16 protein-coding genes are annotated in these 18,786 nt (G+C 29.0%); 9 read left to right on the top strand and 7 right to left on the bottom strand.

Translation table 11 applies throughout. The features are described from left to right. The first annotated feature begins 31 nt into the window (after positions 1–31). The 5 genes from hisS to ACYPV9_RS06445 all read left to right on the top strand — a co-directional run bounded on the left by hisS (position 32) and on the right by ACYPV9_RS06445 (position 4,573). A complete protein-coding gene (hisS, locus tag ACYPV9_RS06465) occupies positions 32–1,399 on the top strand; it encodes a histidine--tRNA ligase (RefSeq protein WP_459742443.1) in 1,368 nt (455 codons plus the stop codon). Positions 1,400–1,507: 108 nt separating this feature from the next. Then, on the top strand, positions 1,508–2,173 hold the full coding sequence (gene folE / locus ACYPV9_RS06460) for a GTP cyclohydrolase I FolE (RefSeq protein WP_231963621.1): 666 nt from the start codon (positions 1,508–1,510) through the stop codon (positions 2,171–2,173). Between the two features lie 177 nt (positions 2,174–2,350). Beyond that, positions 2,351–2,875, top strand: coding sequence for an RNA polymerase sigma factor (locus ACYPV9_RS06455; RefSeq protein WP_459742440.1), 525 nt, complete (start codon positions 2,351–2,353; stop codon positions 2,873–2,875). Between the two features lie 5 nt (positions 2,876–2,880). Continuing rightward, positions 2,881–3,492, top strand: coding sequence for a HEAT repeat domain-containing protein (locus ACYPV9_RS06450; RefSeq protein ID WP_459742438.1), 612 nt, complete (start codon positions 2,881–2,883; stop codon positions 3,490–3,492). A gap of 4 nt (positions 3,493–3,496) precedes the next feature. Next, entirely contained in the window at positions 3,497–4,573 is a 1,077-nt protein-coding gene (locus ACYPV9_RS06445; RefSeq protein WP_459742436.1) for a DUF4097 family beta strand repeat-containing protein, read from the top strand. 69 nt (positions 4,574–4,642) lie between these two features. On the opposite strand, the gene secA is transcribed toward ACYPV9_RS06445, so the two are convergent. The 4 genes from secA to ACYPV9_RS06425 all read right to left on the bottom strand — a co-directional run bounded on the left by secA (position 4,643) and on the right by ACYPV9_RS06425 (position 9,922). Then, positions 4,643–7,984 (bottom strand): preprotein translocase subunit SecA, encoded by a 3,342-nt coding sequence (gene secA, locus ACYPV9_RS06440; RefSeq protein ID WP_459742434.1) that lies wholly within the window; start codon positions 7,982–7,984, stop codon positions 4,643–4,645. Positions 7,985–8,134: 150 nt separating this feature from the next. Further along, complete coding sequence (locus ACYPV9_RS06435; protein WP_077809574.1) at positions 8,135–8,356, bottom strand: DUF2795 domain-containing protein; 222 nt, start codon at positions 8,354–8,356, stop codon at positions 8,135–8,137. Positions 8,357–8,515: 159 nt separating this feature from the next. Continuing rightward, entirely contained in the window at positions 8,516–9,088 is a 573-nt protein-coding gene (locus ACYPV9_RS06430; RefSeq protein WP_459742432.1) for a cob(I)yrinic acid a,c-diamide adenosyltransferase, read from the bottom strand. 57 nt (positions 9,089–9,145) lie between these two features. Next, complete coding sequence (locus ACYPV9_RS06425; protein WP_459742430.1) at positions 9,146–9,922, bottom strand: O-methyltransferase; 777 nt, start codon at positions 9,920–9,922, stop codon at positions 9,146–9,148. Between the two features lie 90 nt (positions 9,923–10,012). On the opposite strand from ACYPV9_RS06425, the gene ACYPV9_RS06420 reads away from it, so the two are divergent. Genes ACYPV9_RS06420 through ACYPV9_RS06410 form a run of 3 tightly spaced genes read left to right on the top strand, consistent with a single transcriptional unit; the run spans position 10,013 to position 13,803 of the window. After that, positions 10,013–10,810 carry a polysaccharide biosynthesis/export family protein gene (locus ACYPV9_RS06420; protein WP_459742428.1) on the top strand — a complete coding sequence of 266 codons (798 nt, stop codon included), beginning with the start codon at positions 10,013–10,015 and terminating at the stop codon, positions 10,808–10,810. A gap of 6 nt (positions 10,811–10,816) precedes the next feature. Beyond that, a complete protein-coding gene (locus ACYPV9_RS06415) occupies positions 10,817–13,285 on the top strand; it encodes an exopolysaccharide transport family protein (protein ID WP_459742426.1) in 2,469 nt (822 codons plus the stop codon). A gap of 8 nt (positions 13,286–13,293) precedes the next feature. Next, positions 13,294–13,803, top strand: a complete 510-nt coding sequence (locus ACYPV9_RS06410; protein WP_299059664.1) for a DinB family protein — start codon at positions 13,294–13,296, stop codon at positions 13,801–13,803. 37 nt (positions 13,804–13,840) lie between these two features. On the opposite strand, the gene ACYPV9_RS06405 is transcribed toward ACYPV9_RS06410, so the two are convergent. Beyond that, positions 13,841–14,314 (bottom strand): nucleoside deaminase, encoded by a 474-nt coding sequence (locus tag ACYPV9_RS06405; RefSeq protein ID WP_459742423.1) that lies wholly within the window; start codon positions 14,312–14,314, stop codon positions 13,841–13,843. An 87-nt stretch (positions 14,315–14,401) separates the two neighbouring features. Further along, a complete protein-coding gene (fumC, locus tag ACYPV9_RS06400; RefSeq protein ID WP_459742421.1) occupies positions 14,402–15,802 on the bottom strand; it encodes a class II fumarate hydratase in 1,401 nt (466 codons plus the stop codon). A 152-nt stretch (positions 15,803–15,954) separates the two neighbouring features. Between fumC and ACYPV9_RS06395 the strand changes: the two genes are divergently transcribed. Then, positions 15,955–16,128, top strand: coding sequence for a hypothetical protein (locus ACYPV9_RS06395; RefSeq protein WP_299059673.1), 174 nt, complete (start codon positions 15,955–15,957; stop codon positions 16,126–16,128). Positions 16,129–16,263: 135 nt separating this feature from the next. Here the strand turns inward: ACYPV9_RS06395 and ACYPV9_RS06390 are convergent, their stop codons facing one another. After that, positions 16,264–18,729 carry a TonB-dependent receptor gene (locus ACYPV9_RS06390; RefSeq protein ID WP_459742419.1) on the bottom strand — a complete coding sequence of 822 codons (2,466 nt, stop codon included), beginning with the start codon at positions 18,727–18,729 and terminating at the stop codon, positions 16,264–16,266. Positions 18,730–18,786 lie beyond the last annotated feature (57 nt).

The following is an 18,786-nucleotide window of genomic DNA, read 5'->3' as shown; positions in this document are numbered from 1 at the left end:
TACTAAAACCAACAACTAAAAACTTTTTTTAATGAAACCAAGCATTCCAAAAGGAACAAGAGATTTTTCGCCAACAGAAGTAGCAAACAGAACGTATATAATGAATACCATAAAAACTGCGTTTGAAACTTTTGGATTTCAGCCAATAGAAACACCAAGTTTTGAAAACTCATCTACTTTAATGGGGAAATATGGTGAAGAAGGAGATAGGCTTATTTTTAAAATTTTAAACTCAGGTGATTTTCTTAAAAAAGCTGATGAAAAACTTTTATCAGAAAAGAATAGTTTAAAAGTTACTTCTCAAATATCAGAAAAAGCATTAAGATACGACTTAACAGTGCCTTTTGCACGATATGTTGTGCAACATCAAAATGATATTACCTTTCCATTTAAACGTTACCAAGTTCAGCCAGTTTGGAGAGCAGATAGACCACAAAAAGGAAGATTTAGAGAGTTTTTTCAATGTGATGCAGATGTAGTTGGTAGTAAATCTTTATGGCAAGAAGTTGAATTTGTACAATTATATGATGCTGTTTTTAGCAAATTAGGTTTGGCTAATACAACTATTAAAATGAATAACAGAAAAATACTTTCTGGTATTGCAGAAGTAATTGGAGCCCAAGATAAATTGATAGATTTTACGGTTGCTTTAGATAAATTAGATAAAATTGGGCAACAAAAGGTTCAAGAAGAAATGTTGTCTAAAGGAATTACCGCAGAAGCTATAGAAAAAGTGCAACCATTATTCAATTTTTCTGGTTCTAATTTAGATAAATTAGCTTCTCTTGAAAGTATGTTAGAAGGTTCTGAAGAAGGAACAAACGGAGTAGAAGAGTTGCGTTTTGTGGTAGATTCTATTGAAGGTTTATGTTTAGAAACTGCTAATTTAGAAATAGATGTAACTTTAGCTAGAGGTTTAAATTATTACACAGGTGCAATTTTTGAAGTGGCAGCGCCAGAAGGTGTAAAAATGGGTTCTATTGGTGGAGGTGGAAGATACGATGATTTAACAGGAATCTTTGGTTTAAAAGATGTTTCTGGAGTTGGTATTTCTTTTGGATTAGATAGAATTTATTTAGTGCTAGAAGAATTGGGATTATTTAAGTCTGTTGATTTACCAAAGCCTAAGGTTGTTTTTCTAAACTTTAATGCTGAGTCAGATCTATTGAAAATGAAAGCTATTAAAGAATTAAGAAGTCATAATATCAAAACAGAGTTTTATCCTGATTTAGGTGAAAGTAATAAGGCACAAAAACGACAATGGAAATACGTAACAAATAGAGCAATAGAATTTGTTGTTTCTAAAGTTGAGAATGATATTTTTACTTTAAAAAATATGATTTCTGGTGAACAGAATGATGTTTCTTTAGAAGAATTAGTTTCAGAATTAAAAGCTTAATAAATTATAGTTTGATAGTTTAAATTTATTAAGAAATTAAGATAATACGTTGCAAAGACGTAAATTTGCACTATAATTAAGAATGAAATGTTTGAATTGAACAGCAAAATGAATGACGAAAGAATTGAAGATTTAGGAGAAAATCACGTGGCAACATCTGCAGAAAACCCTGTAAGACCAGATGCTTTTGATATTTCTAACGAAGAAAAAATAGCAAAGATAGAAGAAAGTGTAAAAGATATTCTATACACTCTTGGTATGGATTTAACAGATGATAGTATGCAAGGTACTCCTAAAAGAGTTGCGAAAGCATTTGTTAACGAAATGTTTATGGGTTTAGATCCTAAAAACAAGCCAAAAGCCTCTACGTTTGATAATAATTACAATTATGGTGAAATGCTTGTAGAAAAAAATATTGTTGTTTATTCTACTTGCGAGCACCATTTATTACCAATTATTGGTAGAGCTCATGTTGCTTATATTTCTGATGGTAAGGTTATTGGTCTTTCTAAAATGAATAGAATTGTAGAGTATTTTGCAAAAAGACCACAAGTACAAGAACGTTTAACCATGCAAATAGTGCAGGCAATGCAAGAAGCATTAGGTACAGACGATGTAGCTTGTGTAATAGATGCAAAACATTTGTGTGTAAACTCAAGAGGAATTAAAGATATCGAGAGTTCTACTGTAACTGCAGAGTTTGGTGGTAAGTTTAACGAAAAAGAAACAAAAAGAGAGTTTTTAGATTATTTAAAAATGGATACTAAATTCTAATCTTTATTTAATAATACACTAATAACAAAAAGCCGTTTAGAAAAATCTAAACGGCTTTTTGTTTCAGTACTTTTTTGATTTTTTATGATGTTAAATAAATATTTATATATTTTTTGAGACACTATTAAAATTTTCACGTTCTTATAGTGTAAACAAAATTAATCAACCAACCTTTTTTTGAGTACAGTCAATATTATAAAAAAATGCAAAGAGAATAATTATACAGCTCAGTTAGAGGTGTACAATTCATATAAAAATATGATGTTGAATTCTGTTGTTCAGATTGTGAAAAACAAATCTCAAGCAGAAGATATTGTTCAAGATTCATTTATTAAGGGTTTTCAAAAAATAAAAGATTTAGATAATAATGCAAATTTAGGAGCTTGGTTAAAACGAATAGCAATCAATAATTCGCTAGATTATTTAAGAAACAAAAAGAAATTTAATTTTATAGACGACAGCTCTATTTTAGAACTATGTTTAGAAGAGAAAGAAGAAGAGATTGATGAATGTATTTCTATTGATTTTATTAAAAATTGTATACATCAACTAAAAGAAAAATATAGAATCATACTCGTTTTATATTTAATAGAAGATTATAATCATAGGGAAATAGGAGAGATGCTTTCATTAAACGAAAGTACAGTTAGAAATCAATACAAAAGGGGTAAAGATTTACTTTTAAAAATGATTCAACAATAATAACCATGAATTTAAAAAAATACATTCAAAGTAATAAAGCAGCTTTTAGAGATAAAAAAATGTCTTTAGAAGCAGACAGAAACTTTGCAAACTTATTAGAAAGTAAGTTTCATAAAAAGAAGAAAATTAGATCTTTAGTCATAAAATATGTTTCTATTGCAGCCTGTTTTTCAATTGTATTTTTTTCAGTTCTATGGATTAAAAAAAGTGTTACTGTTAAAGATGATACAAAAAACTTAATTGCTAATTTAGAAAATAAATCTCCTGGAAAAAGATTAGAAAGTATTTATAAGTTTAATGATGTCTATAAAAAAGAGGATAAAATTATAATTGATAAACTTATTAATATACTTGTAAATGATAAAAACGTTAATGTAAGAATTGCAAGTATAGATGCATTATTAATGTTTCCTTCAAATGAAAAAATAAGACAAAATTTAATTGCTGCTTTAGGAAGAGATGAAAGTCCGTTAGTGCAAATTAAATTAATAAAAGCTGTAAGTCTATTAAGAGAAAATCGCGCGAAAGAACCTCTTAAGAAGCTTATAAATAATAATGAAACCTTTCCGATAGTTAAGAGCAATGCAACTTTAGCTATGGTAAAATTAAAAAACTAAACACATGAAAATTTTAAAATTAATTTTAGCAATATCTGTGCTATTCAATGTTGTAAAATCTAGCGCACAAGAAAAAAAAATAAAATTTAATAAAGGAACTTTAAAAATTTGTTCTTCAAAAAGTTTTATTATTGAAGGTTATGATGGTGATGAGGTAATAATAGAAAGCTTAAACAAAAAAAATGAAGTCAATTTTAAAGCAATAAGTAGAAAATCTTCAAAATCAAATAAAACAGGTGGTTCTGTTTTTTCTTTCAAAGGAGTTAGTGGCGATTTTTCCAAAAAAAAGAAAAAGAAATGGGTAGTAACTCCGGGAGTTAGTAGTGTTACATTTTCAGATAAAGACTCTGCTATTGCCGTTAAAAAAAAGACTAAAAAAATTAGTTATTCAGTTAATGGTGCATATACAGATGATGATAAAATAATAAAACCTAAAACTGTTTTTTTTAAAATTGACGATCCTACTCGAAAAGATGGTTTAAAAAGACTTGGTAAAAAAGATGAAAATAGTGAGTTAGCAATATATTTTACTATTGAAAAAAACGGTGATGAATTAATTTTTAAAGATAAAGTAGATGGTAATCTTATCATGACAAGCTATAGAGAACAATATAAAATTAAAATTCCTAATTCTTTGCATTTAAATTGGACAACTAGTTGCAATACATCAAAAAAGAATAGCAGTTATTTCTTTTTCAATTCTGAAAAGTCAAGTTTATCTAATTTTGATGGTGAAGTAGAGATTTCGTTTTCAGTAAGTAATATTAACTTAAAAGATGTTACTGGTCCTGTTTCTATAAATTCAATTGGTGGTAATGTTACCATTGAGTTTGACAAAAAAAAGCCAAAAGAACTGTATTCAATTTACTCAAATAATGGTTTTATTGACATTACTTTACCGTCTGAGTCTAGTTTAAATTTAAATGCCAATGCATCTGATATTTTTACAGATATAGATTTTAAAATTTTAGAAGAGAAAGAATTTGAAAATCTACAACAAATGAAATTGAAATTAAATTCAGGTAAAGTTTTTATGAAGTTAAACGCTGGCTTAGGTAATATCTACTTAAGAAAAAAATAGATTGTAATTAAAATTAAAAAGCCGTTTAGAAAAATCTAAACGGCTTTTTTTGTATGATAATAAGGTGTTTTAATTGTTTATCAAAACCCATTCACCTTTTTCAATTAAAGGTATTGCTTGTTTAAATTTTACTACTTTTTCTTCACCGCTCATAACGTTTTTAATAGTTACACGCTCATTTCTACCAACTTTAGGTTGATCTCTTACAACTGTTTCTACAGGTTCAGATGGTTGTTGTCTAGAATTAGAAATAGCTTGCTCTGTAGTATTTTGAACATCGGCTTTACTTGTGTTTAAACTTTCTCTTCTAACTTCTTTTGCTTCAGAAATCTGATTAGAATCTTGTGTAGGTAACTCACCTTTAAATAAGAATGATAATACTTCTTTATTAATTTCATCTACAGTTTTCTTAAATAACTCAAATGCTTCGAATTTATAAATTAATAAAGGATCTTTCTGTTCGTAAGATGCATTTTGTACAGAATGTTTTAATTCATCCATTTTACGTAAATGTTCTTTCCAGTTTTCATCTATAATAGCTAGCGTTATATTTTTTTCGAAATCTGTAACTAAACTTTTACCTTCACTTTCATACGCTTCTTTTAAGTTTGTAACAACTTGTAAAGATTTGATACCGTCTGTAAAAGGAACTACAATTCGTTCATAACGATCACCTTCATTTTCAAAAACATCTTTAATTACAGGAAAAGCTAAAACTGCATTTCTTTCAATTTTGTTTTTGTAATGTTCTGTTATAAGCTCGTATAATTTATCTGCTAATTCTTTTTCTGAAAGCTTGTTAAATTCTTCTTCTGAAAACGGAGAAGTCATTGAAGAAAACTTAATCAATTCGAATTCGAAATTCTGATAATCTCTTGCAGCTTTATTATTATTTATTATTGATTCACAAGTTTCATAAATCATGTTTGCAATATCTAATTGCAAACGTTTACCATCTAAAGCATTTCTTCTTCTTTTATAAACAAACTCTCTTTGAGCGTTCATAATATCATCATATTCTAGAAGACGCTTACGAATACCAAAGTTATTTTCTTCTACTTTTTTCTGTGCTCTTTCAATAGATTTAGAAATCATAGAGTGTTGAATTACTTCACCTTCTTTTAATCCCATTCTATCCATCATTTTTGCAATTCTATCAGAACCGAAAAGACGCATTAAATTATCATCTAAAGCAACGTAAAATTGAGAAGAACCAACATCACCTTGTCTACCAGCACGACCTCTTAATTGTCTATCTACACGACGAGAATCATGACGTTCTGTACCAATAATAGCCAAACCACCAGCAGCTTTAACTTCATCAGAAAGTTTGATATCTGTACCACGACCCGCCATATTTGTTGCAATTGTAACAACACCAGGTTTACCAGCTTCTGCAACTACATCTGCTTCTCTTTTGTGTAATTTTGCATTTAAAATATTATGTGGAATTTTACGCATTTGTAACATTCTACCTAATAATTCTGATATTTCTACGGATGTTGTACCAACAAGTACCGGTCTTTTTTCTGCTACTAATTTTACAATATCTTCTATAACGGCATTGTATTTTTCGCGAGCAGTTTTGTAAACTAAATCTTCTTTATCGTCTCTTTGAATTGGTCTGTTTGTAGGAATTTCTACAACATCTAATTTATAAATTTCCCATAATTCTCCTGCTTCTGTAATTGCAGTACCTGTCATACCAGATAATTTACGGTACATTCTAAAGTAATTTTGAAGTGTAACTGTAGCAAAAGTTTGCGTAGCATCTTCAATTTTAACATTCTCTTTAGCTTCGATTGCTTGGTGTAAACCATCAGAATAACGACGACCATCCATAATACGTCCCGTTTGTTCATCAACAATCATAACTTTATTATCCATTACAACATATTCAACATCTTTTTCAAAAACGGTGTACGCTTTTAAAAGTTGGTTCATTGTATGAATACGCTCACTTTTAATGCTAAAGTCTTTATAAAGTTCTTCTTTTAAAGCGGCTTTTTCTTCAGGTGAAGCATCAGAACTATCGATACTTCCTATTTTTACACCAATATCTGGTAAAACAAAGAAAGTTTCGTTTTCTGTTTTTTCTGATAAATGTGCAATACCTTTATCTGTTAAATCAATTTGATTATTTTTTTCTTCAATAACAAACCAAAGTGCCTCATCTACTTCTGGCATTAATTTGTTGTTGTCTTGCATGTAATAGTTTTCTGTTTTCTGAAGGATTTGTTTAATTCCTTCTTGAGATAAAAACTTAATTAATGCTTTGTTTTTTGGTAAACCTCTGTAAACTCTTAATAATTGAAAACCACCTTCTTTAGTGTCGCCAGCAGCAATAAGCTTTTTAGCTTCTGCTAAAACACCAATTAAATACTTACTTTGTATTCCTACTAATTCGTTAACTAAAGGTTTTAATTCATTAAACTCATGTCTGTCTCCTTGTGGTACAGGTCCAGAGATTATTAAAGGCGTTCTAGCATCATCAATTAAAACTGAATCTACCTCATCAATAATAGCATAATTTGGAGCTCTTTGTACTAAATCGTCTTTAGAACTAGCCATGTTGTCTCTTAAATAATCGAAACCAAATTCATTATTTGTTCCGTATGTAATGTCTGCATTATATGCTTTTCTACGAGCATCAGAATTTGGCTGGTGATAATCGATACAATCTGTTGTAAAACCGTGGAATTCAAAAATTGGTCCCATCCAAGCTTTATCACGTTTTGCTAAATAATCATTTACTGTAACTAAGTGCACACCATTACCAGTTAGTGCATTTAGGTAAACAGGAAGGGTAGATACTAAGGTTTTACCTTCACCTGTCATCATTTCTGCAATTTTACCTTGATGTAGAACAGAACCACCAATTAATTGCACATCATAATGTACCATATCCCAGGTTACAGGTTTACCTGCGGCATCCCAAGAATTTGCCCAAATAGCTTTGTCTCCGTCTAATGTAACGTGATCTCTTTCGCCAGATAACTCTCTGTCATAAGGAGATGCAGTAACAACAATTTCTTTATTTTCTACAAAACGTTTTGCTGTTTCTTTAACTACAGCAAAAGCTTCTGGCATAATTTGCATTAATGTTTCTTCAGAAACTTTGTATGCATCGTCTTTTAAAGTATCAATTTCTGCATAAATTTCTTCTTGTCTGTCGATATCTGCAGTGACTGCTTCCTCTTCAAGAGCCGTAATCTGATCATCAAACTTCTTAGTAGACGTTTTAATTCTTTCTTTAAACTCGATGGTTTTAGCTCTTAATTCATCGTTAGTAAGTTTAGAAAAAGTTATTTCAAACTTTTTCACGTCATCTACAACTGGTTGTAAGATCTTTAAATCTTTCTGTTGTTTATCACCTACAAAAAGTTTTATTACAGAATTTAAAATACTCATTTATTTATATGTTTTTAGTAGCTAAAAAAAATAGCTTTATTATTTGGTTGTATATCAGGTTTTTATAATTGCCAAAGTTTTATTTTCTTCTGTTAAAAAGAAAACAAAAAAAAAGCCTCTTTAGAGACTTTTATATTTTTGTTATTATGTTTAGTATTCATCCTCGTTCCAAAGATAATCATCTTCGGTTGGATAATCTGGCCAAATCTCAATAATCGAGTCGTATGCATCACCTTCATCTTCTATGTCTTGTAGATTTTCTACTACTTCTAAAGGAGAACCGGTTCTAATAGCATAATCTATTAACTCATCTTTGGTTGCTGGCCAAGGTGCATCTGCTAAATAAGATGCTAATTCTAATGTCCAATACATTTCTTATCGTTTAATTTTGTGCAAAAATAATTTTTTTGCTGAATTATGCAAGTCTTTTTTAAGAAATTTATTGTGAAGTAATTATTAAATTTTGTGAATCACTTAAAATTAGTGTTTTAAATTTAAAAAATTACATCAAATCGGTAAAAAAAGAACTTATTAATTTTTCTCTGGAATCCATTTAAATTCCTCTATCTGTAAGTCTTTAGACAATTTTCGTGCCAACACAAAAAGGTAGTCAGAAAGTCGGTTTAAATATTTTAAAATGTCATTATTTATTGTTTCTTGATCGTTTAACTCAACAGATAAACGTTCCGCTCTTCTACAAACACATCTCGCAACGTGACAAAATGACACAGCTTGATGACCTCCAGGTAAAATAAAATGGGTCATTTGTGGTAATTCTGCATCCATCTTATCTATTTCGGTTTCTAAAAAGAGAATTGAATTTTCATCAATTTTAGGAATATTCAATCGTTCTTTACCAGATTTTAATGTTTCTTTTTCTGGTGGAGTTGCTAGCATTGCACCCAAAGTAAATAATTCGTTCTGAATTTTTAAAAGTGAATTTTTAGTTTCTAAATCAATTTCTTGATCTTTAATTAAACCTATATATGCATTAAGTTCATCTACGGTTCCGTAACTATCGATACGTAAATTGTATTTTTTAACTCTAGTTCCTCCAAATAGAGCTGTTGTACCCGCATCACCGGTTTTTGTGTATATTTTCATTGAGTTTTGTCTGAAATTAATATTTTCAAATTTACAAAAGTTATTGCTTTGAGTTTGCTAAACTCTAATTTTAAAATGTTCTTTTGCTTGTTCTTTTCTGAAAAATACGATTCCTAAATAAAATAAATCTACTGTAACAGTAACATTTTTATCGTTTTTTATTTCTAACCACGCTTCTTGCATTTCTTTGCTCCAATAAATGTCATCAAAAATAAATATTGATTCATTATGTATTGTTTGTAAACAATTATTGAAATATTTTAAAGTTGCTTCTTTAGTATGATTTCCATCAAAATAAATTAGATCGAATTTTCTATCATTTATTGATGTGAATAGTGTTTCGTCAAAATCACCAACAATAACTTTAATATTTTTTAAATTATTACTTTCAAAAAGGTTTTTAGCTATTTTACTTGTTTCTTGGCATCCTTCTAAAGTTGTAATTTTAGCTGAATTATTTGCAGTTTTTAATACAGATGTAGATAAACCAAGAGATGTACCAATTTCTAAAATATTTAGAGGCTTAAAATAAGCTACAATTTTTAAGAGAACTGAAGCTTTTTTATTCGAAATACCACTAATTTTGGCTACTTTAGATACTTCCCTTTTATTACTTTTAAAGATTTTAGATCCCGAACCAAAATCTGTGACTTCAATTATTTTTTTATTGTCTAATAATTGCTGTTTAATTTTTTTGAATTCAATCCAATTTTTTTTACTTTTTTTAGTATACAAACCTTTGGTTACCAGTTTATATATAAAAGGGGAGTGAACACCATGTTGATTACTAGATTTTAGTAAAAATTGAAGATATTTTTTTTGTTGATATAGCATTATATATAAATGAAAAAACGAAAATAAAATAAAATTATAGCTTTACACTTATAAAAAGTATATTTGTAATTATTGATATTAAAATCTAAAATGAAAAAATACTTAATATTACTCTTTGGGGTAGTTTTTTTTAGTTCTTGTTTATCTAACAAAGAGTTAACATATCTGCAAGGAAACCCAACTTCTAATTCAGAAATTAAAAGGATTAATAATATTCCTTATAAATTACAAGTAGACGACATTCTTAATATAACAATTTCGTCTAAAAACCCAGAAATTGTAGCTGTTTTTCAAAAACAAAGTTTAAATAACGGTTTTATAAATGGAGAAGGAGCGAATGGTAGTAGCCAAGGCTATTTTTCTGATTTCAGTATTGATAATTACGGGAACATTAGAATACCAACATTAGGAGAAATAAATGTTTTAGGATATACAGAGATAGAAGCAACAAGAAAAATAGAAAATCTCTTAAAAAAAGATTATATTAATAATGATGAAAGCTTATATGTCTCGGTGAAAATTTCTGGAATTAGATATACTATTTTGGGTGAAATAAATAACACAGGAACGAATGTTATCTATCAAAATAGAGTTTCTATTATAGATGCAATTGCAAATTCTGGAGATATTACAGATGTGGGTAATAGAAAAGCTGTAGAGATTATTAGAAAAACGGATAACGGTGTAAAGAAGTATGTTGTAGACTTAACAGACATAGATGTTTTAAATGATGAAGCTTTCTACATAAAACCTAATGATATCATTAACATAAAACCTTTAAAAGAAAAATCTTGGGGAACTGGTACTACAGGTTTACAGAGCTTAACTACAATAGTTTCTTTATTGACGCTTATTACATCAACCATAATTTTAGCAAGAAACTTATAAATTACTATGAATAATCAATCTAAAGGCGTTCAAAACAGTGGAGCAAATATAGATGTCAAAGACTATCTATTTAAAGTATTGGCTTATTGGAAATTATTCTTAGTAACAATAATTATTTGTTTAATTGTAGCCAAATTTATGAATGGTTACTTACAGAAAAAATTTAGTTTAGATACTGTTATTTCTGTAAAAGAAGAAAACAATCCGTTGTTTTCTACTGGAACAAATATTGCGTTTAATTGGGGTGGGTCTAGTGATGAATTAGAAACTGTAAAAGTTATTCTGCAATCTAGAAGTCATAATGAAATTGTTGTAAAACGTCTAAATTTTTATATTCAATACTTACAAGATGGTAAGTTTAGGTTAGAAGATAAATATGGTTATACTCCGTTTATTGTAAACCTAAATACTACAAAACCTCAATTACTTAATAAATTAATAAAAATTGAATTTAAAAGTAATACAACATTTGAACTTTCATTTGATTTCAATGATTCAGGAAATAATGCTGTAATTAATTATGAAACGAATACAGTTTCAAGTTTGCCATCATCAGAGTCCAATTTTGCAAAAGAATATAGTGTTAACGAACTAATTGAAACTCCTTTTTTCAGTTTTAAAATAAAACAAATTGCACCTTTTAATATTGGAGAACAGTTTTTTATAAAGTTTGCTAGCTTTGATGGCACTGTAGGTGCTAATAAAGCTGTTTCTGTAAGTACTATAACTAATGCAGCCTCGATGCTAAGACTACGAAAAGATGGTGTTAATAAAAAGAGGTTAGAAGATTATTTAAATGCAACGGTAAAAGTTTTAGATTCTGTGAAGCAAATTCAGAAAATCGAATATGCGGTTAAAACGAGAGCTTACATAGATACTCTGTTTAAAGAAGAAGAATTAAAATTAATCAAACTAGAAAAAGAATTAGGTGAATACAGAGAAAAAAATAATATTTTCGATTTGTCTACACAAGGAACAGAAATTTTTGGAGAAGCTATTAGTATCGAGAAAGAAAAACAACAATTATTAAGTTACCGAGATTATTTAATTAATTTAAAAAGTTATTTAAAATCTAATAATAAATATAATAGAGACAATTTAGTCCCTGCATCACTACAAATTGAAGATCTTAAAATAGCAGAATTAATTAATAATTTAGTTACAAAATCTAGTTTTAGAGAAAGTTTAAGAAACCTTGCAAAAGACAACCACCCAGATGTTATACAAGTATCTAGAGAGATTGAGATTATAAAAAATAATTTACTTGAAAATATTTCTTCTTTAGAGCAGGTAAATAGCAATAGATTAAGAAAATTAAATGCGAATTTAAATAAATATCAATCTCAAAAGAAAAAACTACCTAAGAAAGAGCAAGGTTTGTTGTCTTATCAAAGAGATTACGAATTATCTGAGGCAAATTATAACTATTTAAAGCAGAAAAAGTATGAAGCTGGTACAGCGATAGCCGCAAATGTTTCTGATGTAAAAATTATTGATACCGCCAAAGATTTAGGGCAAGGACCAAATTATCCAATACCAAGTTTCAACTATTTAGTAGCTATAATGTTGGGTGGAATTTTACCTTTATTTTATATTATTATTAGAGAAATTTTAGATAATAAGATTCATACTGCAGAAGAAATTCAAAATAATTATTCAATACCTGTTTTGGGTGTAGTTGGTAATAATGCTGGTAATAATAATTTAGCTGTTTTTGAAAGACCAAAATCTTCGGTTGCAGAATCTTTTAGAGCCCTTCGATCTAATATTCAGTTTTTGTTTAAAGATGCTAGTAATAAAGATTCTAAGACCCTTATTTTAACTTCTTCTGTTAGTGGAGAAGGTAAAACAATGATTTCTATAAACATGGCTACTGTTTTTGCTTTAAGTGGTAAAAAGACTGTCTTATTAGGTTTAGACTTAAGAAAACCCAAAATTTATGACGATTTTGATTTACCAAATGATATTGGAATTGTTAATTACTTAATTAAGCAAAAAACGTTAGATGAAGTAATTACACCAACAAAAATACCAAACTTAGATTTGATTTTATCAGGACCAATACCTCCAAATCCATCAGAATTATTGTTAGGTAATGCTGCGGATGAAATGATAGAACAGTTAAAAAAAGATTACGATTATGTAATTATTGATACGCCTCCGGTTGGTTTAGTTTCTGATGCCTTAGAATTATTTAAACATTCTGATGCTGTAATATACGTAGTTAGACAAAATTATACAGAAAGAGGTATGATGAGAATGATTGATGATAAGTATAAAAATAAAGAAGTAGCCAATATTAGTTATGTTTTAAATGATTTCTCTATCAAAAACAAATACGGTTATGGCTATGGTTATGGTTACGGCTATGGTTATGGCTACGGTTATGGTAAATATGGTTATGGTTATCACGAAAATGAAGAAAGTACTAGTTTTATGTCTAGAGTATTTAATATTTTTAAACCTAAAAAATAGTTTACTAAATGATTTCTAAATCTGAATACGCGCCTTATTTTGAACAGTATATGCAGTTAGTTTCTGTAGAGGAGATGTCTATAGTTGATAATTTAGAAGCATCTCAAAAGGAGTTCTATAATTTATTAGAGAATTTACCTGTAGAAAAACATAACTACGCTTATAGTGAAGGTAAATGGACTTTAAAAGAACTTATACAACATATAATAGATACAGAAAGAGTGTTTTGTTATAGAGCATTATGTTTTGCTAGAAATGATAAAACCGAATTACCAGGTTTTGATCAAGATATTTTTGTTGATAATGACAATGCAAATGATAGAGATTTTTATGAGTTACTATCAGAAATGGATGTTTTAAGAAAATCAACTATTCAAATGTTTAAAAGTTTTACTCCAGAAGCTCTTTTAAGAAAAGGAATTGCTTCTAAAAACTTAATTTCAGTCAGGGCACTAGGATATTTATTTTCAGGACATCAATTACATCATGTAAATATTATTAAAGAAAGATATTTATAAAAAAACCGAAGCTTAGTTTGCTTCGGTTTTTTTTAATTTAATATTCGGTTTTGTCTTCTTTTTCAGACCATTTTTGAAAAGGTTCTAAAGCAATTTCTCTACCAATTTGCTCAAAAGGGATACTTCTTTTGTCATAAGGTAACGGAATTTCCTTATAAATAAATTCATCATCAAAACCAATATTTGCAGCATCTTGTTGATTGCTTCCATAATAAACTTTATCAGGTCTTGCCCAATAAATTGCACCTAAACACATAGGACAAGGCTCGCATGATGTGTAAACAATACAGCCATCTAACTGAAAAGAGTTTAAGTTTTTGCATGCATCTCTAATTGCCGTAACTTCTGCATGTGCTGTTGGGTCGTTTGTAGAAGTAACCTTATTGTTTCCTCTACCTACAATTTCACCATTTTTTACAACAATACAACCAAAAGGTCCTCCTTCATTGTTACTCATTCCTTTTAATGCAGCTTTTACTGCTTCACTCATAAATCCTTCGTGATTTGTCATCTTCATTAACTTTAATTATAATTATTTTTTAAGCCAAAAAAAAGCTGCAAAATTAATTACAGCTTTTAAATTCTTGTAATTCCAAATTTATTTTAAGCTACCAGTCATTTCTTCTGGTTTAACCCATTCGTCATACTCTTCTTCTGTAACATAACCTAAACGAACTGCTTCTGTTTTTAGTGTTGTTCCGTTGGCGTGTGCAGTATTTGCTATTTCTGCAGCTTTATAATATCCTATTTTAGTATTTAAAGCTGTAACTAGCATTAAAGAGTTGTTTACCAACTCTGTAATTCTAGAGTGATTTGGTTCGATACCTGTAACACAATTTTCTTCGAAAGAAACACATGCGTCACCAATTAATTGTGCAGATTGTAAAACATTTGCCGCCATCATTGGTTTAAAAACATTTAGTTCATAGTGACCTTGCGTACCTCCAATTGTTACGGCAACATCATTACCCATAACTTGCGCACAAACCATTGTTATTGCTTCTGCTTGTGTAGGATTTACTTTACCTGGCATTATAGAAGAACCTGGCTCATTTGCAGGAATAATAATTTCTCCTATTCCAGATCTTGGTCCAGAGGACATTAAACGTATATCGTTTGCTATTTTATTTAAAGAAACGGCAATTTGCTTTAAAGCACCATGTGTTTCAACTAAAGCATCATGAGCAGCTAAAGCTTCAAATTTGTTTTCGGCAGTAACAAATGGTAAATCTGTAAATTCTGCAATATATTTTGCAACCAAAACATCATAACCTGCAGGTGTATTTAATCCTGTACCCACTGCTGTACCACCAAGAGCTAATTGACTTAAATGTGCTAAAGTGTTTTCTAATGCTTTTAAACCAAAATCTAATTGAGCGACATAACCAGAAAACTCTTGACCTAAAGTTAAAGGTGTAGCGTCCATTAAATGAGTTCTACCAATTTTAACTACATCTTTAAACGCAACTGCTTTGTCGTTTAAGGTATTTCTTAATTTAATAATTCCTGGTATTGTTATCTCTTTTATCTTTTTGTATATAGCAATATGCATTCCTGTAGGAAATGTGTCATTAGAAGATTGAGATTTGTTAACATCATCATTTGGTTGAATTGTTTTCTCTCCTTCACCAATAACTTTACCAGCTATTTCATGAGCTCTGTTTGCAATTACTTCATTTACATTCATGTTAGATTGCGTACCAGAACCTGTTTGCCATATAACTAATGGAAATTGATCATCTAATTTACCTTCTAAAATTTCATCACAAACTTGTGCAATTAAGTCTCTTTTTTCTGTAGCTAAAACTCCTAACTCTGCATTAGTAAAAGCTGCTGCTTTTTTTAAATATGCAAAACCATATACTATTTCTAATGGCATAGAAGCTGCAGCACCAATTTTAAAATTGTTACGAGAACGTTGTGTTTGTGCTCCCCAATACTTATCTGCAGGAACTTCTACGTTTCCCATTGTGTCTTTTTCTATTCTGTATTTTGACATTTTAACTTGATTTTAGATGATGCAAATTTACAAAAACTAAGCTTAATCTTAATAAAACAAACCATTAAATACTATTGAAAAAAAATAATTTTTGATAGTAAATTTTAAAAATTAGTATTATTTTTGCTGTAATAATTTTTCAAAATATATAAATGTTAGATTTTTCACAATTTTCAGGTTTAGTTTTATTTATGTTTATTTTTACAGCTGGTTTTTGGTTGTTAATTTTCTTATTAACATTTGTAGTGCCTTATTGGATTGGTGGAACTATTTGGGAAAATTTCAAATTAAAAAGTGATGCAAAAAAAGCTGCTGAAGGAAAGTAGTCTTTTTATTTAATTATATTAAAAAACTCGTTCAATTAATTTGAACGAGTTTTTTTGTTTTTAATTCTAAAAGATTAGATATTTTAATTAGAAAATAAATGCTCAGAGTTTTTATAAATCTCTGAGCATTTACTATTAAAATTCGTCTCCGCCACCATCATCATCTCTCTGTTGTTGGTTTTTATCTTTTTGACTTTTATTTTGATTAAACCTATATGTAAAGTTTAAAGAAACCTGACGTACACGCCATTGAAATGTTTGATTCGAAATGTTTGTAGGATTTTCTCTACTTGGTGCAAATGCGTTTGTTACATATTTTCTAGAATTAAAAACATCACTAACATTTAATACCAATGTACCTTTGTCTTTTAAAATATCTTTACTAAAAGCTAAGTTTGCAGAAAAAACACCATCTGTATCGCTCTGTGCATCACTTCTTGGTCCTCTGTAGAATAATCTTGTTTGCCACTCGATATCTAAAGGCAAACTTACTCTAGCATCAAACCTTGTAAACCATGAAGTGTTTTTAGCATCAAAATTTTGTGTAATATTTGTAACCGTATTGGTTGTAGGGTTTGTTATATCATAAGTATATTCTCCGTTTGTCTCAAACTGAAAAAAGTTAAAACTACCAGAAAGCTTTAATTTTCTAGAAGGATTATAATTTGCATTAAATTCGAATCCCATTCTATCTTCCGAAGCTAAGTTAATAGGTTCTCTTACTAATACATTTGTTTCTTTATTATTGATAATTCTAACTTCCTCTCTGTTAACTCTAACAATATTGTTAGTAGAATGCTGATAATAGATAGAAGAGTTTAATGTTAATTTTCCCCATCGATTTAAGTAACCTAAATCAAAAGAATTCGTATAAGTTGGATCTAAATTAACGTTACCTTTAGATATCACAGTTTCGCTGGCTCTGTTTTCGAACGGATTTAAAAAACGAGACCTTGGTCTTCTTAATCTTCTACTATACCCTAAAGTAAAACTTTGGTCATCATTCACTTCATAACCTAAATTTACTGTAGGAAAAAAATCTGTAAATCTTTTCTTATAATTTTCTTGAGTTGTTAAAAGATTAATGTCTATAGCAGTTATTTCTGCTCTTAAACCTAATAAATATGAGAACTTATTAATCTTGTTTCCGAATTGAGTATAAAAAGCATTTACGTTTTGAGTAAATTCTAAGTTATTAGACGGATTAAATCTTGAATCTAAATTAGGTGCAATAACTAGATAGTTAGAAGTTAAATCTTGAAAATTACCTCTATAACCAGCTTCAAATTGTGCATTTTCACCAATAGGTAAAACATAATCTGCCTGAAATAAATTGTCTACAGAAATCTCTTTTGTTGAATTAAACTCTAAATTTGTGTCAAAAATATCTGCACTTTCAAATTCGTTACTAGCGTTGTACTGATAATCAACAGTAAGTTTATGACCTTTATCATTAAAATTATTAGCATAATTTAAAGAGAATTGTAAAGACTCATCTTTCTCATCTTCATCTTGAATTCTTACTGAGTTATACAAATTGTTTCCAGAAGAATCAAAAGAACTAATATTATTTGTAGAGTAAGAGTTATTATTAGAACTTCTTACAAAAACAGTACCCGTAATAGAACTATCATCATTTAAATAATACTCTAAACCTACATTACCATTAAAACCAGCACGATTTCTATCAAAGTTTCTTTTTTCGGTTCTTAAACTATCGATTGCACCGTCTGATAAATAAGTAATATCTGCTAAATAATTTCCGGGAGCTTTTCTATCATTATATCCAAAATTAGAAAAAATATTAATTTTTTCTGTACGCATGTTTAAATTTACTGCTCCTTGGTAGTTCTGCGGATCACCAACAGTAACATTTACAGACCCGTTAAAACCAACAGCTTTTCCTTTTCTTAAGATAATGTTTAAAATTCCTGCGGTTCCTTCAGCATCATATCTAGCAGATGGAGATGTAATTACTTCTACACGTTCTATTGCATCAGAAGGTAACTGTCTTAAGGCATCTGCACCATTTAAACCAATTAAAGCAGATGGTTTACCGTCTATTAAAATTCTAACGTTTTCACTTCCTCTAAGGCTTACTGCGCCTTCAGGATCTACGTCAACAGAAGGTACGTTGTCTAAAACATCAGAAGCTGTACCACCTTTAACCGTCATGTCTTTACCAACATTGTAAATCTTTTTATCTAAACGAATGTCTACTGTAGATTTTTCTGCTACAATTACAATTTCATTTAAGCTACTGGTATCTTCTGCTAATTTAATTGTACCTAGATTTTTGTTAGATGTAATTTCTTCTGCCGGAAAGTTTATCGATTTAAAAGAGATAAACTCTACGCTAATTTGATAATTTGCTTTTGGTAGCTTAATTGAAAAATTTCCGTCTAGATCTGTTATTCCTCCAGAAACTTTTGCTGTTTTAGTGTTTTTTACAATAATAGTAGCATATTCTAAAGGTTGATTAGTTTTAGCGTCTACTACTTTACCAAATATTTTAATTGTGTTTGCAGCGTCCTTGCTTTGCGAGAATGTTGTTGAAATAGTAAATAAACAACAAATAAAGAATGTAATTTTTTTTATCAAAACTGAGTTGGGTTTTTTATTTTAAGACTATAAAAATCATTCATAGTTTAATCCAAC

Source organism: Polaribacter sp. OB-PA-B3 (genome assembly GCF_054589375.1).
Note: the sequence above shows the minus strand (reverse complement) of the source record. Positions and strands in the feature narration are given on the sequence as shown.